11 protein-coding genes are annotated in these 13988 nt (G+C 53.3%); 3 read left to right on the top strand and 8 right to left on the bottom strand.

Going from position 1 to position 13988, the window contains the following annotated elements:
* Window positions 1-34: 34 nt before the first annotated feature.
* From glgX to BBKW_RS04010, 5 genes are all read right to left on the bottom strand, one after another.
* Window positions 35-2179: a glycogen debranching protein GlgX gene (gene glgX / locus BBKW_RS04030; protein WP_128832364.1), complete on the bottom strand. Its 2145-nt coding sequence runs from the start codon at window positions 2177-2179 to the stop codon at window positions 35-37.
* Window positions 2180-2240: 61 nt separating this feature from the next.
* Window positions 2241-2900: an NUDIX hydrolase gene (locus tag BBKW_RS04025; protein ID WP_048349509.1), complete on the bottom strand. Its 660-nt coding sequence runs from the start codon at window positions 2898-2900 to the stop codon at window positions 2241-2243.
* A gap of 6 nt (window positions 2901-2906) precedes the next feature.
* Complete coding sequence (locus BBKW_RS04020) at window positions 2907-3812, bottom strand: Nif3-like dinuclear metal center hexameric protein (RefSeq protein ID WP_033501235.1); 906 nt, start codon at window positions 3810-3812, stop codon at window positions 2907-2909.
* Between the two features lie 77 nt (window positions 3813-3889).
* Window positions 3890-6742, bottom strand: a complete 2853-nt coding sequence (polA, locus tag BBKW_RS04015) for a DNA polymerase I (RefSeq protein WP_033501236.1) — start codon at window positions 6740-6742, stop codon at window positions 3890-3892.
* Window positions 6732-7493 carry an ANTAR domain-containing response regulator gene (locus BBKW_RS04010; protein ID WP_033501237.1) on the bottom strand — a complete coding sequence of 254 codons (762 nt, stop codon included), beginning with the start codon at window positions 7491-7493 and terminating at the stop codon, window positions 6732-6734. The genes polA and BBKW_RS04010 overlap by 11 nt, the downstream gene beginning before the upstream one ends.
* A gap of 332 nt (window positions 7494-7825) precedes the next feature.
* Between BBKW_RS04010 and BBKW_RS04005 the strand changes: the two genes are divergently transcribed.
* Complete coding sequence (locus tag BBKW_RS04005; protein ID WP_033501238.1) at window positions 7826-8692, top strand: D-hexose-6-phosphate mutarotase; 867 nt, start codon at window positions 7826-7828, stop codon at window positions 8690-8692.
* A 431-nt stretch (window positions 8693-9123) separates the two neighbouring features.
* On the opposite strand, the gene BBKW_RS04000 is transcribed toward BBKW_RS04005, so the two are convergent.
* Complete coding sequence (locus tag BBKW_RS04000; RefSeq protein WP_231858517.1) at window positions 9124-9729, bottom strand: restriction endonuclease subunit S; 606 nt, start codon at window positions 9727-9729, stop codon at window positions 9124-9126.
* Window positions 9730-9928: 199 nt separating this feature from the next.
* On the opposite strand from BBKW_RS04000, the gene xerA reads away from it, so the two are divergent.
* Both xerA and BBKW_RS03990 read left to right on the top strand, forming a co-directional pair.
* On the top strand, window positions 9929-10888 hold the full coding sequence (gene xerA, locus BBKW_RS03995; protein WP_033502021.1) for a site-specific tyrosine recombinase/integron integrase: 960 nt from the start codon (window positions 9929-9931) through the stop codon (window positions 10886-10888).
* Complete coding sequence (locus tag BBKW_RS03990) at window positions 10885-12012, top strand: restriction endonuclease subunit S (RefSeq protein ID WP_082139059.1); 1128 nt, start codon at window positions 10885-10887, stop codon at window positions 12010-12012. The genes xerA and BBKW_RS03990 overlap by 4 nt, the downstream gene beginning before the upstream one ends.
* On the opposite strand, the gene BBKW_RS03985 is transcribed toward BBKW_RS03990, so the two are convergent.
* The gene (locus BBKW_RS03985) at window positions 11975-12478 is read right to left on the bottom strand and encodes a restriction endonuclease subunit S (protein WP_033501742.1); all 504 of its coding nucleotides are present in this window, start codon (window positions 12476-12478) and stop codon (window positions 11975-11977) included. The two genes, BBKW_RS03990 and BBKW_RS03985, sit on opposite strands and share 38 nt — an antisense overlap.
* Window positions 12468-13976: a type I restriction-modification system subunit M gene (locus BBKW_RS03980; RefSeq protein WP_033501741.1), complete on the bottom strand. Its 1509-nt coding sequence runs from the start codon at window positions 13974-13976 to the stop codon at window positions 12468-12470. The genes BBKW_RS03985 and BBKW_RS03980 overlap by 11 nt, the downstream gene beginning before the upstream one ends.
* Window positions 13977-13988 lie beyond the last annotated feature (12 nt).

The following is a 13988-nucleotide window of genomic DNA, read 5'->3' as shown; positions in this document are numbered from 1 at the left end:
AAAACGTAGCTGGAAAACAGCGTCGAAAAAACAATCAGAAATTGTAATGTCCGTTGGACGGCTTCTTGTCGCTCATCAACAGCAGGAAGCTTCTTGATTGCGCAGTAATCGCAAAACCAGCCTCATAATTGAGTTCTGGCCCCTTTGGATTATGCGTGTCAACAATTAGACGCCATTTCTTGCCATATTGCTCATCGGGCAGGGTGAACATGATCGGCTCGTAATGCGCGTTGAAAATCAGAATGAAATCATTGTCGACCATCTGATTGCCGTACCAGTCGGTTTCCGGAATATCGGAACCGTTCAGATAGATCATCACGGTGAAAGCGTGTGTGTTCGACCAGTCGTCCATATCCATAATGGAGCCGGTGTGATCCATCCATTCGACCTGCGGAATCGCAGTGCTGTCGTCTCCCTGCTCGCGACCAGAGAAGAAGCGGCGGCGATGCAGCACAGGATGCTCAAGCCTCAAATGAATCAGCTTCGATACGAATTCGAGCAGGTCCTTTTGATCCTCGTCCAAATCCCAGTTCGTCCAGGAGATCGCATTGTCCTGGCAGTAGGCGTTGTTATTGCCCTGCTGGGTGCGCGCCACTTCGTCGCCGCCGCAGATCATCGGAATGCCTTGACTGAGCAGCAGTGTGGCAAACATGTTGCGCATCTGCTGCTGTCGCAGCTCGTTAACATCCTTGATGGTCGTAGGACCTTCGACACCGCAGTTCCAAGAACGGTTGTTGCTTTCGCCATCGCGATTGCCTTCGCCGTTGGCCTCATTATGCTTCTCGTTGTAGCTCACCAGATCGTTCATGGTGAAGCCGTCATGCGCGGTGATGAAGTTCACGGATGCGACCGGTCGGCGGCCGTTGACCTGATACAGGTCGGAACTGCCCATAAGTCGGCTGGCGAATTCCGGCAAGGTAGACGGCTGTGAACGCCAGAAGTCACGCACGCAATCACGATAGCGGCCATTCCATTCGGACCAGCTGGATGGGAAGCCGCCCACCTGGTATCCGCCGGAACCCAAATCCCATGGCTCGGCGATCAGTTTGACGCGGGAGATGACCGGATCCTGCTCGACGATGTCGAAGAATGCCGACAGTTTGTCGACTTCCTGGAACTGACGCGCCAATGTGGCCGCAAGATCGAATCGGAATCCGTCGATGTGCATTTCAGTGACCCAATAGCGCAGGCTGTCGGTAATGAGCTGCAACGCGTGCGGCGAACGCATGAGCAGCGAGTTTCCGGTGCCTGTGGTGTCGAAATAGTGTCTGCGGTCGTTGTCTACCAAACGGTAGTAGGCTCCGTTGTCGATGCCTTTGAAGCTGAGGGTCGGTCCGCGATTGTTGCCTTCGGCGGTATGGTTGTATACCACGTCGAGGATGACTTCCATGCCGGCACGATGGTATGCCTTGACCATGGATTTGAACTCGTTGACCTGTTCGCCGCGCTGCCCGGAGCTGGAGTAGGCGTTGTGCGGGGCGAAGAAGCCGATAGTGTTGTATCCCCAGTAGTTGCTTAAGCCTTTTTCCTGCAGGAAGCTGTCGTTGACGAACTGGTGAATAGGCATGAGTTCGATGGCCGTGACGCCCAGTTTCTTCAGGTATTCGATTACGGAGGGGTAGGCCAGTCCCGCGTAGGTTCCGCGAATGTCCGGCGGCACGTCCATGTTGAGGTTGGTCATGCCGCGTACGTGGGCTTCGTAAATTACCGAATCGTGGTATGAGATGTTCGGATGCTGGTCGTTGCCCCAGTCGAAATAGGGGTTCACTACGGCCGCTTTCATAGTGTGTGCGGCCGAGTCGAGCGTGTTCATGCTGGTAATGTCGTCGGGGCTTTTGAACCAGTACGAGTAGAGGCTTTCGTCGCCGTCGACATTGCCTTCAATGGCTTTCGCGTAGGGGTCAAGCAGCAGCTTGTTCGGGTTGCAGCGTAAACCCTGCATCGGGTCGTACGGGCCGTACACACGGTAGCCGTAACGCTGCCCTGGTTGGATTCCGGGCAAATAGTTGTGCCAAACGTACGAGTTCTGCTCGGTCATTTCGATTCGAGTTTCGTTGTCTTCCTCATCGAAAAGACAAAGCTCGACCTTTTGTGCCACTTGGGAAAAGAGGGCAAAATTCACGCCGGCGCCGTCATAGCTTGCGCCGAGCGGATACATCGATCCGGGTCTGATTTGCATGATTCAAGTATCTCACGTTTCAGACCTTAAATCGCGATTTCGTGTTGTTCGGCGATTATTTTTACGATTCGAAAGAACTTTTGACTGTATTTTGCCGGTTTCGCCGAATTTGCTCGTGAAGAATGGCAATCATGGAATTGGATGCGGTGATGCGAACGTCGCGCAGCCGCCGCCAGGAAACCCACGCCGATTCGACATGCTCGTCGCCGTCGAAGTGACGTTCGACGGGGCGCCATGAACGCAGGTGAAGCACCATGATGTTAGCGAGCTCGTCGGTCATGCCTTCGGACGAGTAGAACTGACCCACATGGTCGAATTCGATACCGTCATGCCCGGTGGGTTCCACACCGGTCTCCTCGCGAAGTTCGCGTAACGCGGCCTGTTCCACGTCCTCTCCCCCATCGATGAGACCTGCTGGAAGGCCATAGGCGAAAGCATCGCAACCGACACGATATTCTCGTTCGATCAGGTACCGGTCGTTCGCGCAATCGTGCACCAGCATGACCACGCAAGGCGCGTGACGCATCACCTGCCGACGAATCACCGTTCGCCCGCCACCACGCATCGGTAATGCGATCCGCATGTCGTCGACACCGAAGATGGCACCCTGATACACGTGGTTGCTATCAAGCACCGTGACCGTACCGGACATGTCCACGCCATCGCTGGATTCATCCAGCAATACGTCCATCTGGGTTTCGTCTACCGTCTCGTCACACATGACGTGTCATCGTTCCTGTCCGCTTGAGGGGATCACCATGTTCCATGGATCGGTGTTCATGGAAATCCAACGCACGTCGGGGGTGTCGCCGGTCGCGGACGCGATCGCCTGAGGAACGTCTTTCATCGCATACTGGAACCACATGGATTCGATGGCGCTATGCGGAGTGTTGATGAATGCAGGACGCACATGTTCATCGCCATGACCCAGAACGATGCCGGAAGCGCGCATGGAAGCCTCATAGCGGGCCTGTTCAATGGCGTCCGTTACGGGATGATGCCTCAGATCGCTGGTTACATACACGTCGGCTCCGGTCGCACGCACCTCATCGAACAGCGAATCACCGGATCCCGGCAATACCGCCACCGTATTGACGGGAGCGTCCAGATCACCGCAAACCTGCACGCCAAGTTCGGTATACGGCAGCACGTCAGCCACACGGCGGGCGAAATCACGCAGCATCACAGGCTCGGCAAGCCGCCCGACACGTCCCAGACCGACCGGATGCTCGGCGTTCGGATCGTCGATGGGCACGAGCGGACGCTGGTCCACCAGACCAAACATGTCAGCCGCAGCCATGCCGACACCACGATATGCTGCATCGGCATTCGTATGCCCCACCCACAGCGCGCATCCGGCACGATTGAGCTTGCGCACGATCTCACCGCGGAAACCCAATCCCGACACCGCATGAACGGAACGGAAGAACAACGGATGGTGGCAGACCAGCAAATCAACGCCCCCGGCAATCGCCTGATCAACCACCGCCATAGAGGGATCAGCCGCAAAAGCGATATTGCGCACAGGCTGACGCAAGTCACCCACGATAAGACCAGGCTCATCCCACTGTTCCGCATAGCGAAGCGGATATAGCGTTTCCAACACATCAACGACCTGGCTTAACGCAGCCATCGCAACCTCCTCATCATCCGCGACTTCATATACGTGGCATCATCGCACGGCAACCGACATGTCCCAAACAGGCGGCATCAGTGCGCGGCAAGCTGCCAATCCGAACCAATACCCGTGGAAACATCCAGCGGAACCGCCATGTCAACCGCATGCTCCATGGCATCCTTCACCAACGCGGTGGCCTGCTCCGCCTCACCCGGCGCAATCTCCACCACAAGTTCGTCATGAATCTGCAGAATGATACGGCTGGCAAGACCAGACTCATGCAACGCATCATCAGCCCGAATCATGGCGATCTTCATAATGTCTGCGGCGGAACCCTGAATAGGCGCATTCAGCGCAGCACGCTCCGCAGCGTCACGTACCGCACGATTCGGCGACTTCAGCCCCGGGAAATACCTACGACGACCATAAATCGTCTCCGTATACCCCTTTTCACGGGCCGTAGAAACCAACGACTCCAAATACTCATGGACCTTGCCGAACGTCGCAAAATACTGCTGCTTCAATGACTCGGCCTCACCCGGCTTAATGCCAAGCTGCTGCGAAAGCCCATACGTGCTCAACCCATACGCCAAGCCATAGCTCATCGCCTTAACATGACTGCGCTGATCAGACGTAATCTCATCAACAGGAACGCCATACACCAAGCTCGCCACATACTTATGGAAGTCCCTACCGGAACGGAACGCCTCAATCAGCGCCTCATCACCGGAAAGGTCGGCCATAATACGTAACTCGACCTGAGAATAATCCGAACTCAGCAACGACTCAAAACCCTCACCGGGCACAAAAGCCGAACGAATCTCACGTCCAGCCGGATCGCGATTCGGGATGTTCTGCAAATTCGGATCGACCGAGCTCAATCGACCGGTCGCGGCCACAGTCTGCTCAAACGTCGTATGAATGCGTCCGTCAGACCCGTTGGTCGCATCGATCAACGTCTGCACAATCTGCTTGAGCTTGTTCTTTTCGCGATGCAGCAACAATGCGTCAAGGAACTGGCATGCGCCGTCATTATCATACGAACGATCGCGCAACGCCTGCAAAGCCGCCGCATTCGTGGTATACGAACCGGTTTTGGTCTTCTTCGTGGGTTTCAAACCCATATCCTCAAACAGGATTTTCTGCAACTGTTTGGGACTTTGCAGATTCACACGCTCGCCCGCATACTGCCATGCCGCTTCCTGTGCATGATTCGCATCGGAGGCAAGCTGCTCACGCATGTTCATCAGCCTGTTCATGTCGACTTGCGCACCAGCATGTTCCATGCCATAAAGCACACGAGACACTGGAATCTCCACGGATTCCAACAAGGCGAACTGTTCACGCTGATCCAGCGAATTCGCCAGATTTCGCGCCAGCAGCCCCACAATCGCCGTGTGGCGCGGAAGCTGGTCGTCTTTCCGCTGCACGGATTCTTCAGGCTCGTCGAAATCAAGTGTTCCTTGCGTCGCGCTTTCGGGCTGCTCCTCGATATGCAGGTCCAAGAAATGAGCCGCCGCCTGTTCCAAAGTGTCTGCATGGAAATCAGGATGGACCAGATACCCGGCAAGTTTGGTATCGAACAGCGGTTCCGGCAGTTTCACACCGGTGCTTCCCAACAGATGGGACTGTTCCTTATAGCCATGCACCACCATGGATTGGTGGTATTCGTCAAGTAACGTTTGCAGTTGTGATGCCATATCGCGATCAATATGATTGATGCGAATCGCTTTGCCTTGCGATGCGATCATCAGCGACGAATAGGCCGCGTTCCCCGGCTTGCTTTCGCCTTCCACCTGCAACACCCATGAACGGGCCACGGATTGCGCGCACTCCTTCGTATGATCAATGGCGAAACCGGAAGGAGTTGTTTTCGGCGCGGTTTCTCGCTCATCATGCAGATGCTTGTTCGTCGCCTGCAGACTGGATTGAGCCCATGATTCCAGCGCTTCCGGCGAATCAATCGTTTCGTATTCGGGTATTTCCAGTTTGCTGGACTCGTCTTGCGGCACGAGATTGTTCGTAGGCTTGCCTGCGTTGAATGTTCTTAGCACACGGTTTTTGGTACGAATGCCGAATTCAAGCCTGGTGAACAGTTCGTTCAACTGGTTGGCATCCATCTGACCGAAGGTCAGGTCTTCAATGGACACGCCAAGGTCGAGGTCACGCACCAGGGCGTTCACAGAACGGTTCAGCTTAACCTGGTCGATATTGGCCCGCAGTGCCTCGCCTTTTTTGCCGCCGATCTCGTCGGCGTGCTCGATGATCTGTTCAAGCCCACCATACAGGTTGATCCACTTGGCTGCAAAGCCATCACCCACGCCTGGAACGCCTGGAATGTTGTCAGCAGTTTCGCCGCGGAGCGCCGCCAAATCCGGGTACTGTTCCGGGGTGACATGGTATTTCTCCACTACCGCATCGGGAGTCATATGTTTCAGGTCTTTGAAATGATGCCCCGGATACAGCACGGTGATGTTGTTGTTGATGAGCTGGAACGCGTCACGGTCGCCAGACAATACCAGCGTGCGATAGCCAGCTTCGTCTCCCATGCTCGCCAACGTGCCGATCACGTCATCACCCTCATATCCGGGTTTTTCGATGAACGTGACGCCCAACGCATCAAGCATCTGTTGAATCAGAGGCAACTGCGTGAGCAGATCTTCCGGAGCCGCATCTCGCGTGCCTTTATACTGCGGCAGCATCGTATTACGGAACGTGCCGCCTTTGACGTCGAAAGCGACGGCAAGATGATCGGGATGCTCTGCATCGATCACTTGCGACAGCATAGTGGCGAAACCCCAGACGGCATTGGTTGCCTGGCCTGCGGATGTACTGAAATTCTCTACGGGCAAGGCAAAAAAAGCGCGGAACGCCAGGGAATGGCCGTCAACGACCAATAGCGTCCCGCGTGAAGTGCCTTCCACAGTTGCTGTGTTAGCGCTCATCCTCTGCTTCCGACTTCTGATCACCATACTTGGCAATGATGGCCATGGCCAAGCGCTTCTTCGGAATGCGCTGGTCCATGGAGGTCTTCTGAATCCAACGGAATGCGCCTTGCTCGGAGAAATCGGCCTTGTCCATAAGCAGGCCCTTGGCACGGTCGACGAGCTTACGCTCCTCGAGGGTTTCCTCAGCCTTCTTCAGCTGCTCTTCCGCCTTCTTGAGACGCTCTTCGGTTTCATGCAGTTTGGATTCGCTGCGCTCCACATTGTCGAGCAGATCGTTGATTTCGGCGAAACGGCCCATGGCCACTTCCAAAGCCGGCAAGAGCTTGGACTCCTCATACGGCTTGGTAACATACGCCATGGCACCGGCGCCGGTAGCCTTCTTCACCAGATCGGACTGGGAGAATGCCGTAAGCATAACAACCGGGGCGATGTTCTCGTCGCAGATGATACCCGCCGCCTCGATGCCGTCCATACGAGGCATCTTGACGTCCATGCACACTACACTCGGACGGAACTTGCGAGTCAGATCAACTGCCTCTTCACCGTTAGCGGCCTCGCCCACAACCTCGTAGCCATTATCTTCCAGCATGGCAACCAAATCCATACGGTTCACGGATTCGTCTTCGGCCACGACGACGGTACGCTTGCGCGGCTTCTCCTCTTCGAGGGGCCGCTCAGGCGCTGCGGCAGCCTGAAGTTCATCGTCGGTGAGCACTTCGTCCGGTTCCGTGGTCTTTTCTGCAGACATGTCGGTCTCTTTCCACTGTCACACCCAAAGCCGGCCTTGCACGCCCCAACTCACTTCCGGAATGATTCGATGCAGTTACTTGCAATCGTTCGGATTCTGGGAATTCTCAGCTTTTCACAGCCTTGATTCACCTTTCATAACGCAAGTTGAAACGAACCGGCTATCTTCCTTGTACTTTCATGGATGATACTAGCAGAAGCCTACAAGCGCGTGTTGCAGCAATCCTCATTCCTGCCTTGCATATCAAGCTAGAAAATTCAGGAAATATCGCAATCTTGCAAAGTATCTTTCCGGGAATCATGTTTCAATGTCACCTTGTTTATACTGGGCGTATGAGTAGCACTTTCACTATCAGAGATATTGTCAACGAAAACGCAACGGCATCAGTCAGCGATTACGGTGCACATGTGCTTTCCTGGGCACCTGCCGGAGAACAGGCTGTGGTTTGGCGGCCAAAGACGATTTACCTTAAGGAAGGCACTGCCATCCGTGGCGGCGTTCCCATTATTTTCCCTTGGTTCAATTCCGGTTTTGAAGGCGGCCATGTGGCTTCGAAGACACCTAAGCATGGTTTTGCCCGCAACAGTTTCTGGCATTATGACGAGGAAGGGTCCACCGGAGCTCGTTTGCGCTACACGTTGGATTCGAGTGAGATCGACGCAGACATACTTTCCCAGTTTGTTTCTGGCCCGAATCCTCAATTTCATGCCGTTTACACCATTGAGGTCGGTCGAGAGTTGACGATGTCGCTTACCGTATATAACGATGGCGACGAGCCATTGTCTTACGAAGAGGCACTGCATACGTATCTGCAGGTTGGCGACGCCGAACAGTCACAGGTGTGCGGGCTTGAGGGCGCGGACTATCTCGATACCGTATTGGATGGCAATCCGCGTTGCAGCCAAGGTGATGAACCTGTGACCTTCCAAGGCATGGTTGACCGCATCTACTATTCGGCGGATACGCTTGAGCTGCGCGACCCCGTGTTGCAGCGCACCATCATTGTCTCCAAGCAGGGCGCAGCGCAGACCGTGGTATGGAATCCGGGAGAGCAAGCCGGCAATGCCATCGGAGATTTGAGCGACGGCGAATGGCGTGGTTTCGTGTGCGTGGAAGCGGTCAACAATCGTGATTGCGCGGTCGTCGTGCCTCCGCACGACTCGCATACCTTGCAGCAAACACTGTCGGTAAAGCACTGAAAGTAAATAGAAACTACCGGTTCGATGAACATCGAATATGGTTTCCAATGTCCATCGAACCAGCAGTTTATTCATCGACAATCTTTCCTGGACTACGCTAATCGGCGTCATGTCGATCGTCCGGACTCGATGAATATCGGCGCAAAGTACATAACACCAATCAACAGCCCTGAACAGTTACCAACCGCAACAATTGTTACAATAAATTGTCCGATGGCCCAGATGTCGTCACGTAGTTCTTTTGGACATACGCTGACGTTGATCCAGGCACGATTGAATGCGCATCATCGTCCACTTTCATTTCGACCTGTCCCTCATTTAATTCACTTCTTCGAAAATCCGGCCTCATCAGTTCTTGCTCCTCACCTCGATTACAGTCACAACTAGCCTGCAAGGATTCTTCTTCCTTGGTATCTTTAGGGCAGATCCTCTCATCCCAAATCTGCTTTGCATAGGTGACCGTCACCAAAGAAAAAATGTTCACGGAACCACTCATGAAATTCAGAGGCCAATCCGGACGGACAACAAACGCTGCAAAAAGACCCACAGCCTGATAAATGATTATTTGTTAGCTGCGTGAGGTCAACCTTCGAAACGTCGATTTCGCCGGACATGAGCTTGGGAAGGAGCGTATCGCGCAGTGCTTGGAGCTTTACTGTCTCTGAATCGTTATCAGATCTTTGCTTTATTGCGGAATCTAATAGGATCAAATCTTTCGTACTGCATGAACTGGCAACCTTGAACTCCATCATTTGTTTTTTATCACCACGGGGCATCTTTGTTCCCTTCGCACCTTGCATGACGTAGTCAAAGAATGAGTCTTGCCGTAGGCATGCATGCAGATACGGCGCGTTGCTGGGATCATTCGCTCTAAAAACGATGACGTCACCCGAACATGTACCTTCAAACGGGGCGTACCATATCTTTTTAAAATAGGGACGAATATTAGAAATCAGAGTGTCGCCGATTCTATACCGTGTAATCTTGCCCGTTGTCGGGAGTGAAGACGCCAGTTGCCGTCCTCCCTTGTTCTGCATTAGTGACTCAGTCGAAACATAAGTCTCCTGATTCGCGTTGCCATAATCGACGTGATCAGTAACCTGATAGCAGATATCTCGAAGACATGAATTTCTGTCATTACAGTATTTACCGGCAATCGTTTCACACAAGTCGGCTAAATAATCATTTGCTGGTGCGCGGGCACAATGTTCCTAACCGTTATTGGAAGGAACACCTATGGAAACCATCATTAATAATGTTCTGTCACAGATGCAGAACATGCTCGATCCGGCACAGCTCAAACATCTGGCCGAAGTACTCAGAGTCACGCTGCTGCCAACTCAGGAAACATCAGCGCCGCAGAATCTGCTGACGCTATTTCTTACGGCAAAAGAGGTCGAAGGCTGCTCGCCGAAAACCATCGCTTACTATGAGAGCACGCTCCAGCACATGACCCAGGCCCTTGCCAAGCCCTGCACGCGGATAAACAGCGATGACTTGCGCGGGTACCTCAACAGATACGAGAACGAACGTCATGCGGGCAAGGTCACCATCGACAACATTCGGCGTATCATGTCAAGCTTCTTCGCGTGGCTTGAGGACGAGGATTATATCGTCAAAAGCCCTGTAAGGCGCATCCACCGTGTGAAGACCGCTGTAATGGCTAAGGAAGTCCTGAGCGACGAAAATCTGGAAACTCTGCGGGACCGATGCGGCACCTTGCGGGATCTTGCCATCGTGGACATTCTCGCATCCACGGGTATGCGAGTGGGTGAACTGGTCGGCTTGAACATAGCCGACGTGAATCTTCAGGAGCGGGAATGCTTGGTCACAGGCAAGGGAAACAAGCAGCGTCCCGTTTATTTCGACGCCAGAACGAAGCTTCATCTCACCGCATACCTGCAATCACGTAACGACAGCAATCCAGCGCTATTCGTTGCTTTGAATGGCGATGGTGACCGTATCAGCATCGGCGGCATCGAAAGCCGCCTCAGACAGCTCGGCAAAGATGCCGGCATTCATCGAGTTCATCCGCATAAGTTCCGCCGTACTCTGGCCACGCACGCCATCGACAAAGGCATGCCGATCGAGCAGGTGCAAAAACTGCTCGGGCATGCGAGAATAGACACGACTATGCATTATGCCATGGTCAACCAGAACAACGTGAAAGCTTCACACAGAAGGTATTTGGAATGAGCTGGCGAGAGACGACCCTTGGTGAGATTACCGACTTAAAAAGAGGATTTGATTTGCCGAAAAGCCAGCGTTTGCAAGGGGATGTGCCGGTTTATTCATCATCGGGAATTACCGGATCTAATAGTACTGCAGCAGTAGAGGGGCCCTGTGTAATCACAGGGCGATACGGCACTATCGGAGAAGTTTTCTTTTCGGGTGGTCCATGTTGGCCTCTCAACACAGCTTTGTATTCTACCGAATTCAACGGCAACAATCCTCGATTTATTTATTATCTTTTGCAGACAATTCCTTGGCAGGGATACACAACAGCTAGTGCTGTGCCAGGCGTCAATCGAAATCACGTGAATCTCTGCCCTGTCAAGATACCTGACAGGGCAACGCAAGATGCAATCGTAGAAGTGCTTGATTCCATTGTCGACAAAATTGCCCTTAATAATCGGCTAAATGATTATTTAGAGCAGTTATGCCAGTCTCTTTTCGACCGTTTTGATAACGACGAGAATAATCTATTCGTAAAAGTTTCCGATATTGCTGATGTAAATCCAAGAAGAACTCTCAAAAAGGGAGAAGAGGCTCTTTGCGTCGAAATGGCCGACCTGTCCACAACGGGAGCATTCCCTACGGATTGGCGCACGAAAGCATACAACGGTGGCGTTAAGTTTGTTAATGGGGATACGATCTTAGCCAGAATTACGCCATGCCTCGAAAACGGGAAGGCAGGGTACATTAATTTTCTGGAACAGGATGAAGTGGCTTTTGGATCAACCGAATATATTGTGCTCACTTCAAAAGGCGAGCTGCCTTCAGAATTCTTCTATTTTCTAGCCCGCAATGAGGACTTCATTTCATATGCAACAGCTCACATGAACGGATCGAGCGGACGGCAGCGTGTTTCAGGCGCGGACGTCGGAAATTATGAAGTAAGAATGCCCAGCGAGAAGCAGGTCTCAGAATTCAAGGAAATCGCGGGAAAAGCCATGAGGGTTATTTCCGCTAGCTCGATAGAGAGTAGAAAACTTGCACAATCACGCGATGCGCTTCTTCCCAAACTCATGTCCGGTGAAATCGATGTTTCGGAAGTTGACCTCACGCAGCCAACAAATAATCATTTAGCTGGTTGTTAAGCTCGATTTTCCTATCAAACAAACTAAGAACATTTGCAATAGCATTTTGTTCCGCCATCGAAGGAAGAGGCAATTTCATGGCACAAAGATTACTCTGGCTCAGCTTTGGCTGCGTAGATCCTGTTACGTAGGCAGAAATATCAGTCATATTAAGAAGATGTCTCAGAAAAACGAGATTACACTTTTCGGACTCAGCAATAACATGCGCATGATTATTCACTCTGAATTTTCCAGAAGCCGCATTCGCAATAGGATTCTTGCGACTCCTAAGATTTTCCCCATCTTCAGCAACCAGTAGGTAATCTCCCTCATAGGTGTAATCATCTAGATAATCGACAATACCTTGAGCTCCGTAATAAGGATAGGAACCTTTTCTGTCCTTTCTGTCCCTAGAAGATATCGGCTCTCTCTTGACATCTTCAAGCTCGATAACATCACCTAGACGCGTCAGCTGCTCACATGCCATAGCCGATGGCCTCCAGATTCTTCTTGATCTGCTCTTGCAGACGGTTGGATTCTTCGAAGCATTTGGCGATCTCGTCGGTCAGACGGGTCATCTTCTCCTCGAATGGCTCATCGTCTTCTTCCACTTCGGCGACACCGACGTAACGGCCCGGAGTCAGGATGTAATCCTGCGCCTTGATATCTTCCGTCGTGGCGATGGCGGAGAAGCCCTTCTCCGTTTCCAGAGTGCCGTCACGGAACGCGTCGAACGCAGTCGATACCTTGGCGATGTCCTCATCGGTGAACTCGCGGAGCCTACGGGACACCATGGTTCCCATATCACGCGCGTCGATGAACAACGTCTTGCCGGACTGCTTCTTGTTCTTGGTGATGATCCACAGGCTCACAGGTATGCCGGTGCTGTAGAAAAGCTTGTCCGGCATTGCGATGATGCCTTCGACCAGATCGGCATCCACGATCTTGGCGCGGATCTCGCCCTCGTTGTTCGTCTGGCTGGACAACGCGCCGTTCGCCAGGACCATGCCCATGCGGCCTGAACGGTTGAGGTGGTGGATCATGTGCTGGACCCATGCGAAGTTGGCGTTGCCCTCCGGTGGGGTGCCGTACTGCCAGCGTACGTCGTTCTTGAGTTTCTTTCCTCCCCAGTCCTTCAGGTTGAAGGGCGGGTTAGCGAGGATGAAATCGAATTTCTCGGTCTTGTGCAGGTCCTCGAAGAACGTGTCGGCATTATGATCGCCCAGATCCGCGTCGATGCCGCGGATCGCGAGGTTCATGGTCGCCATCTTCCACGTGGTCGGATTGAACTCCTGACCGTACACGGAGATGTCGTTAATGTTGCCCTGATGGCGTTTGACGAAATCCGCGGACTGCACGAACATGCCGCCGCTGCCGCAGCACGGATCGTACACTCGCCCGTGGTAGGGTTCGATGACTTCGACCAGCGTCTTCACGACGCACGCGGGCGTGTAGAACTCGCCGGCGTTCTTGCCCTCCGCTTCGGCGAACTTGGCCAGACAGTACTCGTAGGTGCGTCCGAGAATGTCGCGGCTATCGCCCTTTTCGGCCATCTTCACATTGGTGAACAGGTCCACGACCTCGCCCAGACGTCGCTTGTCGAGCTCCTGGCGGGCGAAGTTCTTCGGCAGGATGCCCTTGAGCTTGTTGTTCTCGGCCTCGATCTGGCGCATGGCCTCGTCGATGACCTTGCCGATCTCAGGCGTGTGCGCGGCGGCTGCGATGGTCTTCCAGCGGGCGCTTTCGGGAACGAAGAAGATGTTCTCGCTCGCGTATTCGTCGCGGTCCTCTTCGAAGCCCTCTCCTTCTTCAACGAGATCTTGGTATTTTTGGTCGAACTTGTCGGAGATGTACTTCAGGAAGATGAGGCCGAGCACGACGTTCTTGTATTCGGAAGCGTCGATGTTGCCGCGCAGCTTGTCGGCGGCGCTCCAGATCTGTTCCTCGAAGCCGATCTCGGCGGTATTGTCCTTCTTCTTTGCCATGTCTTGTATTAT

This window comes from Bifidobacterium catenulatum subsp. kashiwanohense JCM 15439 = DSM 21854 (assembly GCF_001042615.1).
GTDB lineage: Bacteria > Actinomycetota > Actinomycetes > Actinomycetales > Bifidobacteriaceae > Bifidobacterium > Bifidobacterium catenulatum.
Note: the sequence above shows the minus strand (reverse complement) of the source record. Positions and strands in the feature narration are given on the sequence as shown.